This is a genomic window from Streptomyces sp. NBC_01433 (assembly GCF_026340105.1).
Classification (GTDB): Bacteria; Actinomycetota; Actinomycetes; order Streptomycetales; family Streptomycetaceae; genus Streptomyces.
The window spans coordinates 4,401,833-4,422,986 of the sequence record NZ_JAPEPM010000001.1 but is presented as its reverse complement, the minus strand read 5'-3'; the positions used below and the strand labels follow the sequence as shown (position 1 = coordinate 4,422,986).

22 protein-coding genes and 1 riboswitch are annotated in these 21,154 nt (G+C 72.5%); of the genes, 11 read left to right on the top strand and 11 right to left on the bottom strand.

Annotation, left to right across the window (positions count from 1 at the left end):
• The first annotated feature begins 191 nt into the window (after positions 1 to 191).
• Positions 192 to 614, top strand: coding sequence for a hypothetical protein (locus OG413_RS19905; RefSeq protein WP_266807328.1), 423 nt, complete (start codon positions 192 to 194; stop codon positions 612 to 614).
• A gap of 370 nt (positions 615 to 984) precedes the next feature.
• On the opposite strand, the gene OG413_RS19900 is transcribed toward OG413_RS19905, so the two are convergent.
• Positions 985 to 1,263: a GntR family transcriptional regulator gene (locus tag OG413_RS19900; protein ID WP_266807327.1), complete on the bottom strand. Its 279-nt coding sequence runs from the start codon at positions 1,261 to 1,263 to the stop codon at positions 985 to 987.
• A gap of 367 nt (positions 1,264 to 1,630) precedes the next feature.
• Here OG413_RS19900 and OG413_RS19895 point away from each other — a divergent pair, with 367 nt between their 5' ends.
• Positions 1,631 to 1,768 (top strand): hypothetical protein, encoded by a 138-nt coding sequence (locus OG413_RS19895; protein WP_266807325.1) that lies wholly within the window; start codon positions 1,631 to 1,633, stop codon positions 1,766 to 1,768.
• Positions 1,765 to 1,965, top strand: coding sequence for a hypothetical protein (locus OG413_RS19890; protein ID WP_266807324.1), 201 nt, complete (start codon positions 1,765 to 1,767; stop codon positions 1,963 to 1,965). The genes OG413_RS19895 and OG413_RS19890 overlap by 4 nt, the downstream gene beginning before the upstream one ends.
• Before the next feature lie 79 nt (positions 1,966 to 2,044).
• Here OG413_RS19890 and OG413_RS19885 read toward each other — a convergent pair whose 3' ends face one another.
• Positions 2,045 to 2,809, bottom strand: coding sequence for a maleylpyruvate isomerase family mycothiol-dependent enzyme (locus tag OG413_RS19885; RefSeq protein WP_266807323.1), 765 nt, complete (start codon positions 2,807 to 2,809; stop codon positions 2,045 to 2,047).
• Positions 2,810 to 2,849: 40 nt separating this feature from the next.
• The gene (locus OG413_RS19880; protein ID WP_266807321.1) at positions 2,850 to 3,404 is read right to left on the bottom strand and encodes a hypothetical protein; all 555 of its coding nucleotides are present in this window, start codon (positions 3,402 to 3,404) and stop codon (positions 2,850 to 2,852) included.
• Positions 3,405 to 3,544: 140 nt separating this feature from the next.
• Between OG413_RS19880 and OG413_RS19875 the strand changes: the two genes are divergently transcribed.
• Positions 3,545 to 3,838, top strand: coding sequence for a hypothetical protein (locus tag OG413_RS19875; protein WP_266807319.1), 294 nt, complete (start codon positions 3,545 to 3,547; stop codon positions 3,836 to 3,838).
• 18 nt (positions 3,839 to 3,856) lie between these two features.
• On the opposite strand, the gene OG413_RS19870 is transcribed toward OG413_RS19875, so the two are convergent.
• The 3 genes from OG413_RS19870 to OG413_RS19860 all read right to left on the bottom strand — a co-directional run bounded on the left by OG413_RS19870 (position 3,857) and on the right by OG413_RS19860 (position 7,059).
• Positions 3,857 to 4,930 carry a prenyltransferase gene (locus OG413_RS19870; RefSeq protein ID WP_266807317.1) on the bottom strand — a complete coding sequence of 358 codons (1,074 nt, stop codon included), beginning with the start codon at positions 4,928 to 4,930 and terminating at the stop codon, positions 3,857 to 3,859.
• On the bottom strand, positions 4,927 to 5,658 hold the full coding sequence (locus OG413_RS19865; RefSeq protein ID WP_266807315.1) for a class I SAM-dependent methyltransferase: 732 nt from the start codon (positions 5,656 to 5,658) through the stop codon (positions 4,927 to 4,929). Before OG413_RS19865 ends, OG413_RS19870 begins: the two co-directional genes overlap by 4 nt.
• An 87-nt stretch (positions 5,659 to 5,745) precedes the next feature.
• The gene (locus tag OG413_RS19860; RefSeq protein WP_266807313.1) at positions 5,746 to 7,059 is read right to left on the bottom strand and encodes a glycosyltransferase family 4 protein; all 1,314 of its coding nucleotides are present in this window, start codon (positions 7,057 to 7,059) and stop codon (positions 5,746 to 5,748) included.
• Positions 7,060 to 7,288: 229 nt separating this feature from the next.
• On the opposite strand from OG413_RS19860, the gene OG413_RS19855 reads away from it, so the two are divergent.
• The gene (locus OG413_RS19855) at positions 7,289 to 7,900 is read left to right on the top strand and encodes a TetR family transcriptional regulator (protein WP_266807311.1); all 612 of its coding nucleotides are present in this window, start codon (positions 7,289 to 7,291) and stop codon (positions 7,898 to 7,900) included.
• Between the two features lie 67 nt (positions 7,901 to 7,967).
• Here OG413_RS19855 and OG413_RS19850 read toward each other — a convergent pair whose 3' ends face one another.
• From OG413_RS19850 to OG413_RS19830, 5 genes are all read right to left on the bottom strand, one after another.
• Complete coding sequence (locus OG413_RS19850) at positions 7,968 to 9,941, bottom strand: GAF domain-containing protein (protein ID WP_266807309.1); 1,974 nt, start codon at positions 9,939 to 9,941, stop codon at positions 7,968 to 7,970.
• A gap of 120 nt (positions 9,942 to 10,061) precedes the next feature.
• Complete coding sequence (locus OG413_RS19845) at positions 10,062 to 10,859, bottom strand: 3-hydroxybutyrate dehydrogenase (RefSeq protein WP_266807307.1); 798 nt, start codon at positions 10,857 to 10,859, stop codon at positions 10,062 to 10,064.
• Between the two features lie 254 nt (positions 10,860 to 11,113).
• Positions 11,114 to 11,593 (bottom strand): hypothetical protein, encoded by a 480-nt coding sequence (locus tag OG413_RS19840; RefSeq protein WP_266807305.1) that lies wholly within the window; start codon positions 11,591 to 11,593, stop codon positions 11,114 to 11,116.
• A gap of 171 nt (positions 11,594 to 11,764) precedes the next feature.
• Positions 11,765 to 11,998, bottom strand: coding sequence for a ferredoxin (locus tag OG413_RS19835; protein WP_266807304.1), 234 nt, complete (start codon positions 11,996 to 11,998; stop codon positions 11,765 to 11,767).
• Positions 11,998 to 13,458, bottom strand: a complete 1,461-nt coding sequence (locus tag OG413_RS19830) for an aldehyde dehydrogenase (RefSeq protein ID WP_266807303.1) — start codon at positions 13,456 to 13,458, stop codon at positions 11,998 to 12,000. Before OG413_RS19830 ends, OG413_RS19835 begins: the two co-directional genes overlap by 1 nt.
• A gap of 216 nt (positions 13,459 to 13,674) precedes the next feature.
• Here OG413_RS19830 and OG413_RS19825 point away from each other — a divergent pair, with 216 nt between their 5' ends.
• From OG413_RS19825 to OG413_RS19800, 6 genes are all read left to right on the top strand, one after another.
• Entirely contained in the window at positions 13,675 to 14,712 is a 1,038-nt protein-coding gene (locus OG413_RS19825) for an MBL fold metallo-hydrolase (protein ID WP_266807302.1), read from the top strand.
• A 38-nt stretch (positions 14,713 to 14,750) separates the two neighbouring features.
• Positions 14,751 to 14,881, top strand: a riboswitch (cobalamin riboswitch).
• A 107-nt stretch (positions 14,882 to 14,988) separates the two neighbouring features.
• Positions 14,989 to 16,245, top strand: coding sequence for a prenyltransferase/squalene oxidase repeat-containing protein (locus OG413_RS19820; RefSeq protein ID WP_266807300.1), 1,257 nt, complete (start codon positions 14,989 to 14,991; stop codon positions 16,243 to 16,245).
• 170 nt (positions 16,246 to 16,415) lie between these two features.
• Positions 16,416 to 17,075, top strand: coding sequence for an SCO2322 family protein (locus tag OG413_RS19815; protein ID WP_266810256.1), 660 nt, complete (start codon positions 16,416 to 16,418; stop codon positions 17,073 to 17,075).
• Positions 17,072 to 18,217 carry an energy-coupling factor transporter transmembrane component T gene (locus OG413_RS19810; RefSeq protein ID WP_266807298.1) on the top strand — a complete coding sequence of 382 codons (1,146 nt, stop codon included), beginning with the start codon at positions 17,072 to 17,074 and terminating at the stop codon, positions 18,215 to 18,217. Before OG413_RS19815 ends, OG413_RS19810 begins: the two co-directional genes overlap by 4 nt.
• Positions 18,214 to 20,004: an ABC transporter ATP-binding protein gene (locus OG413_RS19805; RefSeq protein ID WP_266807296.1), complete on the top strand. Its 1,791-nt coding sequence runs from the start codon at positions 18,214 to 18,216 to the stop codon at positions 20,002 to 20,004. Before OG413_RS19810 ends, OG413_RS19805 begins: the two co-directional genes overlap by 4 nt.
• 25 nt (positions 20,005 to 20,029) lie before the next feature.
• Positions 20,030 to 20,971 (top strand): ECF transporter S component, encoded by a 942-nt coding sequence (locus OG413_RS19800; protein ID WP_266807294.1) that lies wholly within the window; start codon positions 20,030 to 20,032, stop codon positions 20,969 to 20,971.
• The last annotated feature ends 183 nt before the right edge of the window (positions 20,972 to 21,154 follow it).

Here is a 21,154-nt window from a genome sequence, read left to right as displayed (position 1 = left end):
GCTCCCCCGACCGGGACAGCCGGAGCCACGTGCCCCCGCCGGCCCGGTCCGCCCGCAAGGCATCAGCCACTTGGTTGGAAGGCTGCTGTCTTCAGGGGTGCCGTGCCCCCGCACGGTGAGGGAACCGCCCCGCCCGGACCACCCGTTCGGGCGGGGCTTCGCACTGCCCCCACGACCAAGAGGGAACGACCGTGCTGCAATGCACCAGCTTTGCCCACGTGCCCGAGATAGACGCGCTCGTAGCGCTCACCACCTTGCCCGGAGGGCCGACAGACCCGCCGGAAGCCTTCGCCGAACACAAACGCGCGCTCTGCGAGCTGGGTGAGCACTCCGAATATGACGAGCACGCCGCACGCCTCTGGCCGGTCGACACCGAAAGCCGCGGCGACTTGTGGTTCTTCTGGGCACCAGGCCGCTACCGCTTCACCGCGCTGCCCCCTTGCTCCGCACTCTCCGGACACGGCCCGGTATCAAAGATCAAGGGATGCACGCTCCATCTCATGCACGCCGGTGGGCACTCGTGGGCAGTGACTGACCCCCTCGGGGACCTCCTGGACGCGATAGCCCGCCGCGAAGTGCGACGGATTTTGCGAGACAACCCGCATACGGACTAGCGCCCCGGTACTCGCCCCCCGACCGGAGACCCAACCGTGCACCGCTGCAACACGACTACCTACGCACCCTGGTTCGCGGACGCGCGAGCACATCACCAAGATGGCACGCACGGGCTGCCCTACCGGCTTGTCTGTGAGCTGGTCAGGGGGCACACCGACGCGCACGGTGACCACCTAGAGAACATGGGGCGGGGCACGTTCGACGTATGGGCACGCTGGGACAGAGACACGTTCACGTACGTCACTGCCGCACCGTGCGAAATGGTCGACCCCACCGCTACCCACCAACAGCAACAGGCGTGCTCACTGTCCGTAGATCACGCGCCGGGGCACTCCTGGGAGTTTGAAGACTTCTTGCACGGCTAGGCCCCTACGCGTCGCCCTGGTGCTCATCCTCGCCCGCCGGCTCCGGGCCCACTACGAACGTCCCCTTACCCCACTCGGTTCGGACGAGCCCACGTTCCCGGAGCACTCCCACGGCGCGGCGGGCAGTCATCCGAGCCACGTCGAAGCGCCGGACCAGCTCAGCGTCACTCGGGATCTTCTCGCCCGGCTTGTACTTCCCGGCTTTGATCTCCGCCGCGAGCGCGTCAAGAACAGTCATGTACGGCGCGTGCGGTGCGTGCGGGTTCTGTGGCTGCTCGGGCATGACCCGAAGCGTAGACAAGGGGACCGATTCACGGCGACTTAGACCGGTGGACTTCTTGGATCAGATAGACCAGTTAGACCAGTTGCTTTACCGTCAGGAGAAGTACCACGAAAAACGCCCCGGACAACCGCTTAGGACCGGTCGCCGGGGCTCCGCCGCAACAGCTACGAGAGAGCTGAACCGACATGCGCGATCTTATCGCCCGCACCCTCGCATGGGTGCTCTCTGCCTTCGCCCCCGCCGCCCCGGACGCCACACAGCAACCCCCGCGCGGACCCCCGAGCCCGTCCCCGTGTCGCCCTGGTCCCGCCCCTGGTCCAGTCCCACCAAGGAAGAAGCCCAAGCGCTCTTCCGGCAGCAAGCCGAAATGACCATGCAACTCGGTGTGATCCGGGAACGCCGCACTGCTGCCGTCCTCGCAACGCTCGGCGTGGACTACCCATACAGCTATCCCGGAGACCACTTCGAAACCGCCGCGTACGCCGCTGCGGGAGTGTCGGCATGACGCGCGACTGGCTGACCGCTGACCCGGTCATCACGATGGCGCTCTGCGTCCGCTGCAAGACCGTCACCTATGCCCCGATCCCGATCCGCTACATACAGAGCACCAGCGGCCCCGGAACCACCCTCTACGCCTGCCCCGCACACGCCGTGGCCCTGATCACCGGCCCCGTTCCCGGAGAGCTTGAGCCGGACATGTAGCCCCGCGCAGACAGCAAAATGCCCCGTTCGGCCAAGTGCCGTGCGGGGCTCTGTCGTTGGTGCTGACGTGCGCGTATGCTCAGAACTGGTAGTCAGGAGTGTTGGGGTCGCCGAGCACCTCGACCCGGTCGCTGCCGGGTTCCAGCCTGCGGTTGAAGACGAGCATCAGATCGGTGAGCGGTCCGCGCAGGGCGACGGTGGCCTTTTCGTGGGCCCGCCGCCAGGTGAAGCCGTCCTCGCCGAACTCGATCAGCCACTCGGCGCCCGGCACGTCCGTGGCGTGCAGATGCAACGAGCGCCCGGCGCCGCGCAGTTCGGCTGCCTCCGGGTCCTCGCCCCCGTCCTGGACGAAGGAGACGATCCGGAGACATTCGTCGATGGTGTCGGCGGCCACCTCGGGCGCCACCGCGAAACCGGTCCCGGCCGCCAGCGCGGCGTCGGCGCGGTGGACGACCGTCTCGTGCGTCATGCGCCGCACCCAGAAGTCCGTCCGGCGCTCCCAGGCCCACGTCCAGACCTCCGTACCGGGCCCGGCCTCGCGCAGGGCCGCGACCGCCGACGAGGCACCCGCGGCGAGCCAGGTGTCGAGGGCGGCCGGGTCGTCCCCCTCGGGACCGGCGAATCCCGGAATCCGTTCGTCGGGTATGTCCTCACCGGCCCGGCTCCGCACGATCTCGCCGACCCAGCGGTGTGCGCCGCCGACGTGGACGGCGAGTTCCCGAAGGCTCCAGTCCGGGCAGCTGGGGACGGTCGCCGTCAGGTCGGCGCCCTTGAGGACCGCCCTCAGTTCGTCGGTCTGGTGGAGGATCTCGTCGCAGTAACGGTCGTACGGGAGAGGCGTCATGGCCGCACCCTAAGCGCTGCCACCACGCCGCCCCACCGCATTATCCGCTCAGCTGTGCGGTGGAGGGGACCTTGTCCTTCACCTCGGCGCCCGCGCTCTTCCCGGCGTCCTTGATGTTGTTGATGACGTTCTCGAAGGCGCCGATGTCGCCGCCGCCCGCCTCGCCCTTGCGGAGTTTGGTGGCCATCCCCTTGAGCGATTCGATACCGGCCGTCAGCGGGGCGACGGCCTTCGCCAGCAGCGGGTCGCCCTTGGCGTTGTCCGCCGCCGCCTTGAGCCGGTTGTACGCGAAGGTGCCCGCCAGCCCCGCCTTGACGACGGCGAAGGTCCGGCCGTCGGCGCCCTTCTTGAACGTGCCCGCGCGGTAGGGCTTCACGATCCACTGGTACGTCGCTCCGGCCGCCAGGCCCGCGTTGGCCACGAACCTGGTCTTGGCGAGCTTCTGCCGCTCGGCGGAGGCCGAGCCGCTGGGCGTCGCCGCGCTGTTCATCGTGTTGCCGCTGCCGCTGCCGCCGCACGCGGTGGTGCCCATCAGCACGGCACAGGACATCAGCAGCGCCACGAGGAGACGGCGAAGCGGCGTGGAACGGGGCACGGCGGGCCTCCCTGACCGGGCACTTTCGCGCTGAGCGCCGGAGATCGGCACTCCTGGTCAGGCTGGCCCGCACGGACCCGGGCCGCCACTCGTGCCACCCGTCCGGGTTTCACCCGGCGCGGAGCGGCAACCCGGAGTCCATGTCTCACAGAACAGGCAAGGGAAGCGTCACCGCGGCACGAGTCATCGCCGTCGTGGCCGACATCATGGCCTTCATCATCGGCCTGTGGATCCTGATGTATCTGCTCGACGCCAACCGGAGCAACGACCTGGTGCAGTTCGTCCAGGACTCCGCCAGGTGGCTGGCCGGCTGGTCGTACGACCTGTTCACCTTCGACGAGGCGTGGGCGCGGGTCGTCTCCGGCTACGGTCTCGCGGCCGTGGTCTACCTCGCCGTGGGCCACGCCGTCGCGGGCCGGGTCGGCCGCTCCTGACCGCCCCGGCCGTTCAGTTCAACGGCAGCAGTCCGGCTCCAGGCCGGACGGCAGCCGTTCACCGCTGAAGACCGCGGTGGTCGCCTCGTCTCCGCCGAGCGCGGCCACCGCGAGCAGCAGGGACCCGGCGGTCCAGGTCGTGAGCTCCTCGGGCCAGAAGGCCCGGTTGCCCTCGAAGACGTATCCGGTCCAGTACAGGCCGCCCTCGGCGCGCAGGTGCTGGATGGACTGGAGGACCTCCAGGGCCCGGTCGGACTCCCCCGTCACCCAGAGCGCCAGGGCGAGTTCGCAGCTCTCGCCGCCCGTCACCCAGGGGTTGGGCAGCACACAGCGGACCCCGAGGCCGGGGACCACGAAACGGTCCCAGCCGTCCTGGATACGGCGGGTGGCGTCGGCTCCGGTGAGCGCGCCGCCGAGGACCGGGTAGTACCAGTCCATCGAGTAGTGGCTCTTGTCCAGGAAGCGTTCCGGGTGGCTACGGATCGCGTGGGCGAGCGCACCGGTCGCCAACTCCCAGTCGGGCTGCGGCTCCTCCCGCCGTTCCGCGAGGGCCAGCGCACAGCGCAGGGCCTGGTGGACGGAGGAGGAGCCGGTCAGCAGGGCGTCGGTGACCGGGGTGCCGTCGGCCTCGCGCTTCCAGCCGATCTGGCCGCCCGGCTGCTGGAGCCCCAGGACGAATTCGACCGCGGCGTAGACGGTCGGCCACATCCGGTCGACGAACGCGTCGTCGCCCGTGGCGAGGTAGTGGTGCCAGACCCCGACGGCGGCATAGGCGCAGAAGTTGCTCTCCCGGCTCCGGTCGGTCGGCTGCCGCGGATCGCCGTCGTGGTAGGCGGCGTACCAGGAGCCGTCGGCGTTCTGGTTGCGGGCGAGCCAGTCGTAGGCGCGCTCCGCCGCCGCGTGCTCGCCGGACGCGTCCAGCGCCATGGCGGCCTCGGTGTGGTCCCACGGGTCGAGGTGGTGGCCGCGGAACCAGGGCAGCGCCCCGTCCTCGCACTGCGCCGCCACCAGCGCGGCCACCGTCTCGGCGGCCTGCTCGGCGGTGAGGACGCCCGGCAGGACGAGGTGTTCGGTCTGCTCGGGGGTGCTCACGCCTCGGCCTTGGTGAGGTGCGGCTTGGTGGCGTACGCGACGAAGCTCTTGCCGACGACCGGGTTGAGCAGCTGCTCGGCGACCCGGGTGGCCCGGGGCTTCTTCATGATGTCCCAGACCAGCAGCTTGTGGTATGCACGCACCGGCAGGGCCTTCTCATTGTCCACGCCGAAGGCGCACTTCAGCCACCAGTAGGGGCTGTGCAGCGCATGGGCGTAGTGGGTGCCGTACGGTTTCAGCCCCGCCTCGCGGATCCGGCCGAGCAGTTCGTCGGCCTTGTAGATACGGATGTGGCCGCCCTCGACCTCGTGGTACGCGTCGGAGAGCGTCCAGCAGACCTTCTCGGGGCCGTAGCGCGGCACGGTGATCGCGATCCGTCCGCCGGGCCTGAGGACCCGGACCATCTCGGCGAGCACGCCCTTGTCGTCGGGGATGTGCTCCATGACCTCGGAGATGATCACGACGTCGAAGGAGTTGTCGGGGAACGGCAGATTGAGCGCGTCGCCCTCCATCGCGGTGGCGGTGGCGCCCCGGGGTGCCTCCCCGGCCTCCTTCATCGCGGCGAACCACTTCGCGACCTCGCGGATCTCCTCGCCGTTGCGGTCGAGGGCCACCACCTGGGCGCCGCGCCGGTAACACTCGAAGGCGTGCCGGCCGGCACCGCAGCCCAGGTCGAGCACTCGGTCGCCTGCGGCGAGCGGGAAGCGGGTGAAGTCGACGGTCAGCACAAGGGCCTGCCTTCGAGGTCGGAGGTACGGGTTCCGGGGGGGGGTGGGTCGGGGAGCGCCGGGGCGGTCAGGGGGCGCCGGGGGCGGTCACCTGCGGGCTCCGCAGGCCGCGATCGCCTGACGGTACAGCTCGGCGGTGCCGACGGCCGCCCTGGCCCAGGTGAAGTTGGCCAGAACCCGGTCACGGCCGGCCGCGCCGAGGCGGGCCCGCAGCTCCGGGTCGCCCAGCAGCCGGGCCAGCGCCGCGGCCAGCGCGTCCGCGTCGCCGGGCGGCACGGCGAGGCAGGTCTCCCCGTCCCGGCCGGTGACCTCGGGGATGGCGCCCCCCGTGGTGGCGACCAGCGGGGTGGCGGTGGCCATGGCCTCGGCGGCGGGCAGCGAGAAACCCTCGTACAGCGAGGGCACACAGGAGATCTCGGCGCTGCGCACGAGGTCGACCAGCTCGGCGTCGCTGATGCCCTTGACGAACTCGACGGCGTCCTGGAGCCCGTACCGCTCGATGGCCTGCGCGACCGGCCCGTCCTCGGCCCGCTTGCCGACGACCACGAGGTGCGCGTGCGGGTTCTCGGTGCGGAGCTTGGCGAGCGCCTCGACGAGGTGGACCAGGCCCTTGAGCGGGACGTCGGCGCTGGAGGTGGTGACGATCCGGCCGGGCACCTCGGCGACCGAGGGGTCGGGCGACCAGAGGTCGGTGTCGGCGCCGATGTGCACCACCCGGATGCGGTCCTCGCGTACGCCGAGGTGGTCGACGATCTCCTGCCGGGAGGAACCGGAGACGGTGAGCACGGAGGGCAGCCGGCGGGCGACCCGCTTCTGCATACGGGTGAAGCCGTACCAGCGGCGTACGGAGGCGCGGCGGCGGCGGTTCTCGGCGGCGTCCAGATCGAGCTGCCGGTCCACGGTGATGGGGTGGTGGATCGTGGTCACCAGGGGGGCGCCGAGGTCGGCGAGCAGACCGTAGCCCAGGGTCTGGTTGTCGTGAACGATGTCGAACTCGCCCCGGCGGGCGGCGAGATGGCGCCGGACCCGCAGGCTGAAGGTGAGGGGTTCGGGGAAGCCGCCGGTCCACATGGTGGCGACCTCGGCGAGGTCGATCCAGTCGCGGTACTCGCTGCGGGCCGGGGTGCGGAACGGGTCGGGCTGCCGGTAGAGATCCAGGCTCGGCAGCTCGGTGAGCGCGACGCCCTCGTCCAGCACCGGGTAGGGCTGGGCGCCTATCACCTCGACGCTGTGGCCCAGGCGCGCCAGCTCGCGGCCGAGGTGGCGCACATAGACGCCCTGGCCGCCGCAGAAGGGGTTGCCCTTGTAGGTGAGGAGTGCGATGCGCAACGGCCGGTCGCCGGTACTGCCGGACGTGCCGACGCCCGTGCGGGGGCCCGTATCTATGGCCTCAGCGGTCACACTCGGCCCCCTTCTCACTGCGTGTTCGCCGGAGCGTAACCGCTCGCGCTAATCTAGAACAAGTTTCAGACTGGATCGTTCAATAGGCGTCGAATCTACCGGCAGGTAGCGTCGATGGGAGGGCCGGATCAGGTGATTCGCGCCACGGCAGGCACCCTGGCATGCTGTGCGCGCCCGGAAGCTCGCGCGACCGCTCTCGGATGCGGACGAAAGCCATGGATGGGGAGTCATGACCGCGGAAGCCAGACCGGCAGCGCCTCCGCTGACCGAACGCCAGGAGGCCCGCCGCCGCCGCATCCTGCACGCCAGTGCCCAGCTCGCCAGCCGCGGCGGATTCGAGGCCGTGCAGATGCGCGAGGTGGCCGAGGCCGCCGGGGTCGCCCTGGGCACGCTCTACCGCTACTTCCCCTCCAAGGTCCATCTGCTGGTCGCCACCATGCAGGACCAGCTCCAGCACATGCACACCACGCTCCGCAAGCGCCCGCCCGCCGGGAACGACGCCGCCCAGCGGGTCGCCGAGACCCTGATGCGCGCCTTCCGCGCCCTTCAGCGTGAACCCCATCTGGCGGACGCGATGGTACGGGCGCTGACCTTCGCGGACCGCAGCGTGAGCCCCGAGGTGGACACCGTCTCGCGGCTCACGACGGCGATCATCCTGGACTCGATGGGGCTGGAGCACCCGACGCCGGAACAGCTCTCCGCGGTACGGGTCATCGAGCACACCTGGCACTCGGCGCTGATCACCTGGCTGTCGGGCCGGGCCTCGATCGCCCAGGTGAAGATAGACATCGAGACGGTGTGCCGCCTCATCGACCTGACGGCGGAGCCCGGTACGCCGTAGGGCGCGCGGCAACCCCGGCGGCCGGGCGGCCGGTGAGCGTAGGGCTCCCGGCGTCCTCGCGGTGCCGTCAGCCGCCCGACAACACATGCAGCCGCAGGGCGAGTTGCAGTTCCAGGGCCCGGTCCGGGTCGTTCCAGTCGCGGCCCAGCAGGATCTGGATGCGGTCGAGCCGCTGCACCACCGTGTTGACGTGCACGTGCAGTTCGTCCTTCGCCCGGATCAGGCTGCCGCCCGCGCCGAAGTACGCGGCGAGCGTACGCACCAGCTGCGTTCCGCGCCGCTCGTCGTAGCGCAGCAGCGGACCCAGCGTGGCGGCGACGAAGCCGTCGACGTCCCGCGCGTCGCCCAACACCACGCCGAGGAACCCGAGTTCGTCGACGCACGCCCCTTCGCCCGTACGTCCCAGCGCCCGCATGGCCCGCAGACAGCGCGCCGCCTCCCGGCAGGCGGCGGCCAGCTCGCGCGGACCCCGGGCCGGCCCGGTGGCGGCGACGGTGACGGGGGCCTGGGCCAACTGGCCGAGCTGCGCCGCCGCGGCCCGCGCCGCCTCCCCGGCGCCCGTTCCGTCCTCCTCGCACGCGACCAACAGGACGACCGTTCCGGCGTGTTCGGCACTCACCCCGTGGATGTCGCCGCCGAACAGATAGCGCATGGCGGCGGAGGCGAGCCGCTCGCGGGCCCCGGCCTCGGCGACCAGCACCAGATGGGGCCGGTCCAGGTCGATGCCGAGGCGCCGGCCGCGTTCGGCCAGACCGGCCGGGTCACGTTCCGCGTCGCTCAGCAGATCGCCGATCAGCTCGCCCCTGACCCGGTTCTCGGTCTCGGCCACGGTGCGTCTGATCAGCAGAAGCAGACCCGTGACCACCGAAGCCCGCTCGAAGAGCCGCCGGTCGGAGTCGTCGAGCCGGTCGCGCCGGTGCAGCACGAGACCGGCCAGCAGCTCCTGCCCGGCCAGCACCGCGCAGATCACCCGCCCGTCGCGGTGGACGGCGCGCGCCCCGGCACGGGACTCCTCGGCCGTCTCGGCCAGCCACCCGGCGTCCATGCTGTCGGCGGTGAAATCCGCACCGTCGGGACGGACGGCGGCCAGTGGCCGCCCGCCCGGGTCGTGGATGGTCAGCGGGCTGTCCAGCAGCCCGGCGACGGCCGCCGCGACGTCCTTGACGTCACGGCCGCGCAGCACCAGGTCCGTGAGCCGGTCGTGGGACTCCTCGGCGCGCCGCATGGCCGCCGAGTGCTCCCGTACCGCCGCGTTCGCCGCGGCCAGCTCCGCGTTGGCCGCGGCGAGTTCGTCGAGCGCGGAGCGGGTGTCGGCGAGCGCGCGGGCGGTGTCGATGGCGATCGCGGCGTGTGCGGCCAGTGAGCACAGCAGGGCGACCTCGTCCGGGCTGAAGACGCGGGGGGCGCGGTCGGCGGCGAAGAGGACGCCGATGACCTTTCCCGTACCGCCCCGGCTGGAGCCGAGCAGCAGGGGCACGCCCAGGATGGCGACGAGCCCTTCCGCGAGCACTCCGGCGTTGATGTCGCGGGTGTGGCGGAAGCGGTCGTCGGTGCCGTAGTCGGGGGTCGCGTACGGGCTCGCCGTCTGGGCCACCAGGCCACCGAGTCCTTCGCCGAGTTCGAGGCGCAGACGCTGGAAGACCACGGACACGGACCCGTCGGTCACCCGCATGTAGGTGTCCCCGGCCTCCTCGTCGGGGAGCGTGAGGTAGGCGGTGTCGGTGCCGAGCAGCATCCTGGCCCGCCGCACGATCGCCTTGAGCACATCGTCCAGGTCTCGGGAGGCGGCCAGGTCCCCCGCGGTGTCGAAGAGGGCGGTGAGCTGGAGTTCCCGGCGCCGGTGCTGACGCAGGGCGCCCCTGATCCGCAGGGCGGTGGAGGCCGCCTTCTCCACCTCGGCCAGTTCGCCCGCCGGTACCCCGGCCGCCCGTGCCTCCGAGGAGACGGCACCCAGTGCCTCGGCGGGCGCGTCGTCGGCCAGCAGGTCGAGCAGGCTGCCCAGGAAGGGCGCGGCGGAGGGGGAAGAGGAGGGTGCAGACATGGGCGCCAGCGTTCTCGGGAGGCGGGGCGGGGGACGGGGGCCGGTCGGACGGACGGTCGGACGGTCGGCGGACGGAGAGCCGGTCGTCAGCGGCCGGGCACAAGTGCCTTATCGAGAGGGTCAGTTGGCGGTCCAGCCGCCGTCCATCGAGAGCGAGGTGCCGGTGATGTGACCGGTACGCGGCCCGCACAGCCACAGCACGGCCTCGGCGACCTCGGCGGGCTCGATCAGGCGCTTGATCGCGCTGCGTTCCAGCATCACCCGGCCCACCACTTCCTCCTCGGTGATGCCGTGGGTGCGGGCCTGCGACGCGATCTGGTTCTCGACCAGGGGCGTGCGTACGTAGCCGGGGCTCACGCAGTTGCTCGTCACCCCGTGCTCCGCCGCTTCGAGCGCGACCACCTTGCTGAGTCCTTCCAGTGCGTGCTTGGCCGACACATAGGCCGACTTGAAGGGGCTGGCGCGCAGTCCGTGGACGGACGAGATGTTCACGACGCGCCCCCAGCCGCGTTCGTACATGCCGGGCAGGGTGCGGCGCAAGATGCGGAACGGTGTTTCCACCATCACGCGGTGGATCAGCGCGAAACGCTCCGGCGGGAACTCGTGCACCGGCGCCACGTGCTGGAGGCCCGCGTTGTTGACCACGATGTCCGGGTCGGCGGGCAGGGTGTCCACGACCCCGGGCACCGCGAGGTCGACCACCCAGGCCGTGCCCCCGATCCGTTCGGCCAGGGCCTTCGCGGGCCCGGCTGCCTTGTCCACCACGTGCACCCGGGCACCCGCGGCGGCCAGCGCCTCGGCGCACGCCCGTCCGATGCCGCTCGCCCCGCCCGTCACCAGGGCGGTCCGCCCGGCCAGGAACCGGTAGGCGGCAAAGGACGGGGCGGGGGCCCGGTCGGAACTCGGGGAAGTCTGCATGGCGTCAGGGTAAGGACGCCGCGGCCCGCATCACACGGGGCCGGTACACACACCCTCGTACGTGGGCATGGTGGCGGCGCACATGGTGCGGGGCCAGCCCCCGGGCGACGGCGCGGCCTTCGCCCGGGGGCGCACAAGGGCAGCGCCTCACACACCCGGGCGCCGGCCACGTACTTCCTGTGCGCCATCTGTTCGACGTACCGCACGGGTTCGGCGTACCGCACGGGTCAGTGCACCCGGGCCGCCCGAGCGCGTCAGAGGGTGTCCTGGAAGTCGCCCTTGATCTCCTCGGGCAGCTCGCAGCCGTCCTTCACCGCGGTGAGGGACACGGGCTGTTCGGTGCCGAAGCCGTTCATCGCGTAGTGCCGGGCGTACACCTTCCACCCCCGCTTGGTGAGGGTACGGAAGGTGACGTCCTGCTCGGCGTGGCTCGTGGTGAGCTTCCAGCCCCGCTTCCGCAGGGTCTTGACCGTCGCGGCGAAGGCGTCGGCCGCTTCCGCCGCGGGGGCGTCGGCCATCCACGGTGCCACGCACCTCTGCCAGTCCCCCTCGGGCATTCCGGCCGTGGAGTCGTCGCCGGGCGGCAGCCCCGAGGCGTCCGCCGCGGCGCCGACCTCGTTGGCCACCGCGTCCTTGGTGAACGGCGCGGTGGGCGACGGGGGCGGCTTCGGGGCGCTCCGGGCACCCTGGTCCCCGAGGCCGCAGCCCGCGACGCCGATCAGTATCGCGCTCATCACGGCAGCCGGTGCCGCCGCTCTTGTCCTACGCACAGGTGCTTCCCCGCCCGGTCGTTCGCTCCCGGGCGGGCGCCCGTGCGATCTTTTCCGGAGTTTCGCACGCGCCCTGACCTGGCGGGAAGCCCTTACCGCCCGTACCTTTTACCGGCCGTACCGTGCGGGCGGCCCTCAGTCCTCGGGCGGGAACACCACCTCGCCCGAGCCGAGCAGGGTCAGCGTGATGGCCTCGACGGGACAGCCCTCCGCCGCCGCCAGGACCTTCTCGTTGGCGTCGCTCGACGCTTCGGCGGGGTGGGACTGCCGGGCGGAGTCCAGCCGGAAGCCCTCCGGGGCGTGGTTGACGCACATACCGGAGCCGATGCAGACGCTCCGGTCGACCTCCACGTGCCAGCGGTCTCCCATCACGCCCCCTGGTATCCGGCCGGCAGGTGGATCATCTTGTGCTCGAAGTACTCGCCGTACCCCTCGGGCCCGAACTCCCGCCCCAGACCCGAGTTCTTGTAGCCGCCGAACGGGCCGAGCATGTCGAGGCTGAAGGTGTTCACGCTGTACGTGCCCGTCCTGATCCGGCGGGCGATGTCGATGCCACGTTCGGTATCGGCGGTCCATACGCTGCCGCTGAGCCCGTACTCGGAGTCGTCGGCGATGCGTACCGCCTCCTCCTCGTCCCCGTACGGGAGCAGGCAGATGACCGGGCCGAAGATCTCCTCGCGGGCGATGCGCATGGAGTTGTCGACATCGCCGAACAGGGTCGGTTCGACGTACCAGCCGCGTTCCTGGGCGGCCGGGCGGCTGCCGCCGGTCAGGATCTTGGCGCCTTCCTCCTGGCCGATGCGGATGTAGTCGAGGGAGCGCCGCTGCTGGCGTTGCGCCACCAGCGGGCCGATTTCGGTCGCCGGGTCGAGCGGGTCGCCGATCTTGAGCGCTCCGGCCGCCGCCGCGAACGCCTCGGCGATCTCCTCGTAGCGGGAGCGCGGGGCGAGGATGCGGGTCTGGGCCACGCACGCCTGGCCGTTGATCATCCAGGCGAAGGGGACGATGCCCGCGACGGCGGCGTCCAGATCCGCGTCCGGGAGGATCACGGCGGCGGACTTGCCGCCCAGTTCCAGGGTGACGCGGGTCAGGTTGCGGGAGGCGACCTCCATGACCCGGCGTCCGGCGGCGACCGAGCCGGTGAAGGAGACCTTGTCGACGCCGGGGTGCCCGACCAGGTACTCGCTGACCTCGCGGTCGGCGGGCAGGATCGACAGGACGCCCTCCGGCAGCCCCGCCCCGGCGGCGATCTCGGCCAGGATGTAGGCGTCCAGGGGCGTTTCGGGCGAGACCTTGAGCACGGCGGAGCAGCCCGCGAGCAGGGCGGGCGCGAGTTTGGCGGCTGCGGTGAACTGCGGGACGTTCCACGGCACGACCGCCGCGACCACCCCGACCGGTTCGCGGCGCACGAGCAGCGGTCCGAGGGCTCCGTCGCGCCGTTCCTCGTACGGGAAGGAACGGGCGACCGTGAGTGCCGAGTCCCAGACCATCATCGCGGCGAGCGCCTGCACCATGACGCTGGAGCTGTAGGGGGTGCCGTTCTGCGAGCTGATGACGCGGGCGAACTCCTCGTAACGTACGGCGAAGGCGTCCTTGATCCGCGTGATCACCTCGATCCGCTCGTCCACGGTCATCCGCGGCCAGGGCCCCTCGTCGAAGGCCCGGCGGGCGGCGGCGACGGCGCGGTCCACATCGGCCTCGCACGCGTGCGGGACGCGGCCGATGACCTGTTCCGTGTGCGGCGAGATCACCTCGATGACGTCGCTGCCGAGCGGATCGGTCAACTCCCCGCCGATGAACAGTTTTCCGTGTTCCACGAACTCCGTCATGGCTGCTGCCTCCCGCGACCGGCACGTACCTGACTGCGCATCCGACCAGCGCATCTGACTAGGTGTCAGAACTGATACCAGTTACCGTTCCAGGAGTCCACGGCTGCAACAAGTTCTCGTTACAGTGAGTCCGGCGCACACCGGGGGATCACCGAGTCGTCCGGAGACATCCCCGACGTCCGGACGGACGGCGGGGACAGAGATTTGGGGGAGCCCATGACGCAGGTGACCGACCACGGCGGAGGCGTCCACAGCATCAAGGTGCCGATCCCGGACAATCCCCTCGGCCACACCCTCGTGCACCTCGTCGACACCGACCGGGGCCCGGTCCTGGTCGACACCGGCTGGGACGACCCGGCGGCCTGGGACACCCTCGTCGCGGGGCTCGCCGCGCTCGGTGTCGCCGTCGCCGACATCCACGGCATCGTCATCACCCACCACCACCCCGACCACCACGGGCTCTCCGGCCAGGTCCGCGAGGCGTCCGGGGCCTGGATCGCGATGCACGCGGCGGACACCGAGATCGTCCGCCGCACCCGCGCGACGCAACCCGCCGCCTGGCTGGCGTACCTCACGGAGAAGCTCGCCGCGGTCGGCGCCCCCGAGGAGCACCTCGCCCCGCTGCGCGCCGCCCGCGAGAGGGGCCGGATGCGCACGCTGCCCGGCCTGGGTGCCGCGCTGCCGGACCGGGAGATCGTGCCGGGCGAGCTGCTGGACCTCGCGGGGCGCCGGGTGCGGGCGATCTGGACCCCGGGGCACACCCCCGGCCATGTCTGCCTGCACCTGGAGGAGGACCACCCTGCGGGTCTGCCCGGCCGGGGACGGCTGTTCTCCGGTGACCATCTGCTGCCCGGGATCAGCCCGCACATCGGGCTGTACGAGGACCCGGACGACACCACGGTCACCGACCCGCTCGGCGACTACCTCGACTCGCTGGAACGGATCGGCCGGCTCGGGGTCGCCGAGGTGCTGCCCGCGCACCAGTACGCGTTCACGGACGCCGCGGGGCGCGTACGGGAGCTGCTGGAGCACCACGAGGACCGGCTGACCGGGCTGCTGGCGCTGCTCGCCGTGCCGCTCACCCCGTGGCAGCTGGCCGAGCGGATGGAGTGGAACCGGCCCTGGGCGCAGATCCCGCACACCTCGCGGTCCATCGCCGTCTCCGAGGCCGAGTCCCATCTGCGGCGCCTGGTGAAGCTGGGGCGTGCGGAGGCGGTGGTGGGCGGCGACCCGGTGACGTACGTCGCGGTGTGACGGAGCCCTCCGGCCCGGCCGCGAGGGAGGTCCCGCGCGCCCCGGTAGAGTGAGCAGGTCGTCATCATGCCCGTACAGGGGGAAGCCGGTGCGAATCCGGCGCTGACCGCGCAACCGTGAGCCGCCGCACCGGCGGTGAGCCGGACCACCCTGCCGGAGCGTGACCGGCTCGTGCCACCGGGACCCCGGTGGCCGGCACCGTCGAGGTATACGGGGCCGGAGCCCGGTGCCTCGGTGTGCCCGTGCCCGGCCCTCGCAGGAGAGGCCCAGCCAGCCATGACCGTACGACGCAGCGTCAGCGCGCTCGTGACCACCGCCGTACTCCTGGCCGCCGCCGCCCCCGCCGCGGTCGCCGCGCCGAGCCCTTCGCCGTCCGCGAAGGCCGATCTCCCGCCGGGCCTGTACGGCACCGGGGACCCGACGTACGACGGGGTCTGGCGGCAGTCGCTGGCCTTCCTCGCCCAGAAGGTCGAGTACGTCACGCCGGCCACGCAGTCGGTGGAGTGGCTGGTGGGCCAACAGTGCGACAGCGGTGCCTTCCCCGCGTACCGGGACGCCGGCAAGCCGTGCGACGCGTCGACCGTGATGGACACCAACGCCACCGCCGCCGCCGTCCAGGCGCTCGTCGAGCTCGCCGTGCACCGTGAGGCCGTCGACAACGGCGTCACCTGGCTGAAGTCGGTCCAGAACGAGGACGGCGGGTGGGGCTACAACGCGGGCAGCCCGAGCGACGCCAACTCCACCGCCGTCGTGATCGGTGCCCTCGCACGGGCGGGCCTCCTGCTGGGCGACGTCACCACCGACGGCGGCCGCACCCCCTACGCCGCACTCCAGAGCTTCGCCATCCCGTGCGGCGGCAAGGACGGCGGCGCGTTCGCCTACCAGCCCGGCAAGGACGGCAAGCTCACCGCCAACGCGGACGCCACGGCCGCCGGGGTGCTCGGCGCGATGGGCAAGGGCCTCGCCGTCGGGAACTCCAACGCGGTGAAGGACCCCGTCTGCACGAAGGGCACCGGCCTCACCCCGGAGCAGACCGCGCAGAACGGGGCCCACTACCTCGCGGGCGCCCTCGGCGCATCGCCCCACCTGAACCTGCCGCCGATGCCGGGCGCCGACGACACGGCACCGAAGCCCGACTTCGGCAACACCGCGGACGCGGTCGCCGCCCTGGCCGCCTCCGGTCACAAGGACAAGGCGGCCGCCTCGGTCCAGTGGCTGGAGAAGAACGCGAAGAGCTGGGCGCGGGAGGGCGGACCCGCCGCGACCGCCCAGCTGATCCTCGCCGCGCACGCGACCGGCACGGACGCCCGTGACTTCGGCGGTGTCGACCTCGTCAAGCAGCTCAACGCGACCGGCCCGGCTCCCGCCGCCACCGCCGCCCCCTCACCGACCGCGAGCGGCCAGCAGCCGAAGGGCGACACCAGCAGCGACGACGGCGCGCTCGGCGTCTGGTGGCTGGTCGGCATCGGCCTCGTCGTCGGCGTCGGCATCGGTTTCCTGATCAGCCGGCGTGGGAAGAACGCGCGGCTGTGAGGCGCGCGCGGGGCGGATCACCGCTCCGGACACCGACCACCGCTCCGACCACCGCTCCGACTGTCGCGGGGGCTGTTGTGCGGGCTGTTGTGCGGGCCTGCGCACCGGCCGTCACGCGCGTCGGCGCGCTGACCGCCGCTCTGGTGCTCGCCGTCGCCGCGACCGTGTCGATGCTGCTGGGTGCCGGGACGGCGCACGCGGCCGGATACCGCTACTGGTCGTTCTGGGAGGGCAACGGCAAGACCTGGGAGTACGCCACCCAGGGGCCGTCCCTGGTCCGCCCGGACGACGGCACGGTGCAGGGCTTCCGGTTCTCCGTGAGCCAGGACTCCCAGGACGCGGCCCGGCCGCGCCGGGCCCCCGACTTCGGGGCGATCTGTGCGGGCACCCCCGCCGAGGACGGCACCAAGCGGGTCGCGCTGGTGATCGACTCCGGTACGGCGGCGGACGCCCCCGACGGGGAGACGCCGCCCGCGCCGCGTACCGCGTGTGCGCGGGTCGGACCGGACGCGAGCACCGCGGAGGCGCTCGCCTCGGTGGCGAAGCCGCTGCGGTACAGCGGTGACGCGCTGCTCTGCGCGATCTCCGGCTATCCGGCATCGGGCTGCGGGGACCAGGTCTCCGGCGACAGCGACGGTGACGGAAGCGGTGACGGCGGCAAGAAGTCGACCGCGCCCGGGGATTCGACCCCGGACTCGGCGTCCGCCGCCGCCGGGAACGACGCCGACGGGAACGGCGGCAGCCTGCCCTCGGCCGGTGTGCTGGTCGGTGTCGGCGCCGTACTGCTGCTCGGGATCGCCGCCGTCCTCCAGGCCCGCCGCCGCCGATGACCCGCCCCACCGGCACGGCCCGGCTCCACCGTTCGCTGCGGGCGCCCGAGGCCGACCGCGGCAACGCGCTGCCCGCCGGGGCGTGGTGGCTGTGGGCGCTGGGACTGGCCACGGCGGCTTCGCGGACCACCAACCCGCTGCTGCTCGGACTGCTGGTCGGCGTGGCGGGCTATGTGGTGGCGGCGCGCCGTACGGACGCGCCGTGGGCCCGTTCGTACGGGGCGTTCATCAAGCTCGGACTCTTCGTCGTCGGGGTGCGGCTGCTGTTCTCGGTGTTCCTCGGTTCGCCGATCCCGGGGACGCACACCGTGTTCACCCTGCCCGAAGTGCCCCTGCCCGACTGGGCGAAGGGGGTCAGGATCGGTGGCCGGGTCACCGCCGAGCAGCTGCTCTTCGCGCTGTACGACGGGGCCAAGCTGGCGACCCTGCTGATCTGTGTCGGCGCGGCGAACTCACTGGCCAACCCGGCCCGGCTGCTGAAGTCGCTGCCGGGCGCGCTGTATGAGGTGGGGGTCGCCGTCGTCGTCGCGATGACCTTCGCGCCGAACATGGTGGCCGACGTGGTGCGGCTGCGCACCGCGCGGCGGCTGCGGGGCAGGCCCGCCGGGGGCATCGGGGCCGTCGCGCAGATCGGCCTGCCGGTGCTGGAGGGCGCGCTGGAGCGTTCGGTCGCGGTGGCGGCGTCGATGGACGCGCGCGGCTACGGGCGCAGCGCCCAGGTACCGCCCGCAGTCCGGCACACCACGAATGTCCTCACCCTGGGCGGTCTGCTCGGGGTGTGCGCGGGCACGTACGGGCTGTTGGCCTCGCAAGGGGCGGTGTACGGGCTGCCGTTGCTGCTCGCCGGGCTGGTCGCGGCGATGGCCGGGCTGCGGCTCGGCGGGCGCCGTTCGGTACGGACCCGCTACCGCCCGGACCGGTGGGGGGCGCGGGCCTGGCTGGTGGCGGGCTCGGGTGCGGTGGTCGCGGCCGCGATGATCTGGGCGGGCGGCGTGGACGCGGAGGCGCTGCACCCCGGCGTCGTACCCCTGGCGGCCCCGGTGCTGCCGCTGTGGCCCGCGGCCGCGACGCTGATCGGGCTGCTGCCCGCGCTGGTCGCGCCGGTACCGCCGTCCCCCAACGGCTCCAAGGAGCAGGCGTGATCAGGTTCGAGCAGGTTTCCGTACGGTACGAGGGGACGGGCTCGCCCACCTTGTCGGGGGTCGATCTCACCGTGCCCGAGGGCGAGTTGGTGCTGCTCGTCGGCCCGTCCGGGGTCGGCAAGTCGACGCTGCTCAGTGCCGTGTCCGGCCTCGTTCCGCACTTCACCGGCGGGGTGCTGACCGGCCGGGTCACGGTCGGCGGCCGGGACACCCGTACCCACAAGCCCCGTGAACTGGCCGATCTGGTCGGCACGGTGGGCCAGGACCCCCTGGCCCATTTCGTCACCGACACGGTCGAGGACGAGCTGGCGTACGGCATGGAGTCGCTGGGTCTGGCCCCCGAGGTGATGCGGCGCCGGGTCGAGGAGACGCTCGATCTGCTGGGCCTGGCCGGGCTGCGCGACCGGCCGATCGCCACGCTGTCGGGCGGCCAGCAGCAGCGGGTAGCGATCGGTTCGGTGCTCACACCGCACCCGAAGGTGCTGGTGCTGGACGAGCCGACGTCCGCGCTGGACCCGGCGGCGGCCGAGGAGGTCCTGGCCGTGCTCCAGCGGCTGGTGCACGACCTGGGCACGACGGTCCTGATGGCCGAGCACCGGCTGGAGCGGGTGGTCCAGTACGCGGACCAGGTCGTCCTGCTGCCGTCCCCCGGCGCCACGCCGGTGATGGGCGCGCCCGCGGACATGATGGCGGTGTCGCCCGTCCGGCCACCGGTGGCCGAACTGGGGCTGCTGGCGGGCTGGGACCCGCTGCCGCTGTCGGTGCGCGATGCCAGGCGCCGGGCATCGGGACTCCGGGACCGGCTGGCATCGGTCCGGCCCCCCACGGTGTCGGCCGGGTCGGCGGGCGGTCCGGTAGGCGGATCGGTGGGCGGATCGGTGGGCGGTCCGGTGGGTGCTCCGGTGGGCACGGCAGACGGTCCCGTGGATGCCGCCCCGGCACCGGCCACCGGTGCGGTACGCCGCGGGCCGCTCGCCCGGCTGCTGGGGCGCGGGAGCGCCGCCACCGCGCGGGACGCCGTCGCCGACCCCGTCACCCGGGTCGACGGCCTCGGGGTCCGGCGGGGCAGGGTCGAGGCGCTGCGCCGGGTCTCGCTCACCCTCGCCCCCGGCGAGACGGTGGCGCTGATGGGCCGCAACGGTGCGGGCAAGTCCACGCTGCTCGCCACCCTCGTCGGCATGATCGAGCCCACCTCCGGCACCGTCCTCGTCGGCGGGCTGGCCCCGTCCCGTACGCATCCGCGCGAGATGGTGCGCCGGATCGGGCTGGTCCCACAGGAACCGCGCGACCTGCTGTACGCGGACACGGTGGCCGCCGAGTGCGCCGCCGCCGACTCCGACGCGGGCGCCCCGGCGGGCAGCTGCCGGGCCCTGGTCTCGGAGCTGCTGCCCGGCGTACCGGACGGCATCCACCCCCGCGACCTCTCCGAGGGCCAGCGGCTCGCGCTGGCCCTGGCCGTCGTCCTCACCGCGCGTCCCCCGCTCCTGCTCCTGGACGAGCCGACCCGCGGCCTCGACTACGCGGCCAAGGCCCGGCTGGTGGGCGTGCTCCGCGGGCTGGCCGAGGAGGGGCACGCCATCGTCCTGGCGACGCACGACGTGGAGCTCGCGGCCGAGGTGGCCCACCGGGTGGTGATCCTCGCCGACGGGGAGGTCGTCGCGGACGGCCCGACCGGGCAGGTGGTGGTCTCCTCGCCCGCGTTCGCCCCGCAGACCGCGAAGGTGCTGGCCCCGCAGGAGTGGCTGACCGTGACACAGGTACGTACGGCGCTGGAGGGCACGGCATGACGGGCACGGCTCTGGAGGGCACCGCATGACGGGCACAGCGGATCGATCCGGGACGGACGGGGCCGGTGTGACGGATGGGACCGGCAGGACCGGCGGGACGGACGGGACGGGGGCGCCGCACGGGACCGGGGCGACGGGTACGGACGTGCCGACCGGCCGACGGGCGCGGCCGGTGCGGCTCGGGCCGCGCGCGATCGCCGCGCTCGTCCTGATCAGCGCGATCGGTGTGGGCGCCTTCGGCTGGCCGCTGCTCGCCGCCGAGGAATCCGGCCTCGCGCACTCGCAGGACGCGCCGTGGCTGTTCGGGGCGCTGCTGCCACTGCTCGTCGGGGTGGTCGTGGCGATGATCGCCGACTCCGGCCTGGACGCGAAGGCGGTCGCGATGCTGGGCGTGCTGGCGGCGGTCGGTGCCGCGCTGCGCCCGCTGGGGGCGGGGACTGCGGGCCTGGAGCCGATGTTCTTCCTGATGGTGCTGAGCGGCCGGGTGCTGGGGCCGGGCTTCGGCTTCGTGCTCGGCGCGGTGACGATGTTCGCGTCCGCGCTGCTCACGGGCGGGGTGGGCCCGTGGATGCCGTTCCAGATGCTGTCGATGAGCTGGTTCACGATGGGCGCGGGGCTGCTGCCGGGCCCGGACCGGCTGCGCGGCCGGGCGGAGCTGCTGATGCTGGCGGCCTACGGCTGCGTGGCGGCGTTCGCGTACGGCACGGTGATGAACCTGTACGGCTGGACGCTGGTGACGGGGCTGAGCTCGGGCATCTCGTTCGCGGCGGGCGACCCGCTGTCCGAGAACCTGGTCCGCTTCCTGGCGTACTGCGCGGCGACCTCGCTCGGCTGGGACCTGGGCCGGGCGGTGCTCACGGTGGCCCTGACACTCACGGTCGGACCCACGCTGCTGAGGGCCCTGCGCCGGGCCACCCGCCGCGCCGCCTTCGAGGCCCAGGTCACATTCGAGGTCCCGAAGGGGTGAAGGAGCCCACAGGACCTTGGTCCCCCACTACCGGGGGCAGTAGATCCCGAACCCCATCATTCGCCCCCGCTGAACCCGTGTCGACCTGGCCCGATGCGCTTCCTCCCGCTCAGGGACCTTGGTCCCGAGGTGCGAGGCGAGGTCGTACCGGGGGTCGTTGCGCCGGCCGGACGGCGCCGCTAA

Coding starts and splice junctions, on each gene's coding strand:
- OG413_RS19875 (WP_266807319.1), top strand. CDS start 3,545: ATGTCTCACAGAACAGGCAAGGGAAGCGTCACCGCGGCACGAGTCATC.
- OG413_RS19900 (WP_266807327.1), bottom strand. CDS start 1,263: ATGCCCGAGCAGCCACAGAACCCGCACGCACCGCACGCGCCGTACATG.
- OG413_RS19845 (WP_266807307.1), bottom strand. CDS start 10,859: ATGCAGACTTCCCCGAGTTCCGACCGGGCCCCCGCCCCGTCCTTTGCC.
- OG413_RS19800 (WP_266807294.1), top strand. CDS start 20,030: ATGACGGGCACAGCGGATCGATCCGGGACGGACGGGGCCGGTGTGACG.
- OG413_RS19820 (WP_266807300.1), top strand. CDS start 14,989: ATGACCGTACGACGCAGCGTCAGCGCGCTCGTGACCACCGCCGTACTC.
- OG413_RS19810 (WP_266807298.1), top strand. CDS start 17,072: ATGACCCGCCCCACCGGCACGGCCCGGCTCCACCGTTCGCTGCGGGCG.
- OG413_RS19825 (WP_266807302.1), top strand. CDS start 13,675: ATGACGCAGGTGACCGACCACGGCGGAGGCGTCCACAGCATCAAGGTG.
- OG413_RS19830 (WP_266807303.1), bottom strand. CDS start 13,458: ATGACGGAGTTCGTGGAACACGGAAAACTGTTCATCGGCGGGGAGTTG.
- OG413_RS19885 (WP_266807323.1), bottom strand. CDS start 2,809: ATGACGCCTCTCCCGTACGACCGTTACTGCGACGAGATCCTCCACCAG.
- OG413_RS19835 (WP_266807304.1), bottom strand. CDS start 11,998: ATGGGAGACCGCTGGCACGTGGAGGTCGACCGGAGCGTCTGCATCGGC.
- OG413_RS19855 (WP_266807311.1), top strand. CDS start 7,289: ATGACCGCGGAAGCCAGACCGGCAGCGCCTCCGCTGACCGAACGCCAG.
- OG413_RS19895 (WP_266807325.1), top strand. CDS start 1,631: ATGACCATGCAACTCGGTGTGATCCGGGAACGCCGCACTGCTGCCGTC.
- OG413_RS19850 (WP_266807309.1), bottom strand. CDS start 9,941: ATGTCTGCACCCTCCTCTTCCCCCTCCGCCGCGCCCTTCCTGGGCAGC.
- OG413_RS19840 (WP_266807305.1), bottom strand. CDS start 11,593: ATGAGCGCGATACTGATCGGCGTCGCGGGCTGCGGCCTCGGGGACCAG.
- OG413_RS19815 (WP_266810256.1), top strand. CDS start 16,416: ATGCTGCTGGGTGCCGGGACGGCGCACGCGGCCGGATACCGCTACTGG.
- OG413_RS19890 (WP_266807324.1), top strand. CDS start 1,765: ATGACGCGCGACTGGCTGACCGCTGACCCGGTCATCACGATGGCGCTC.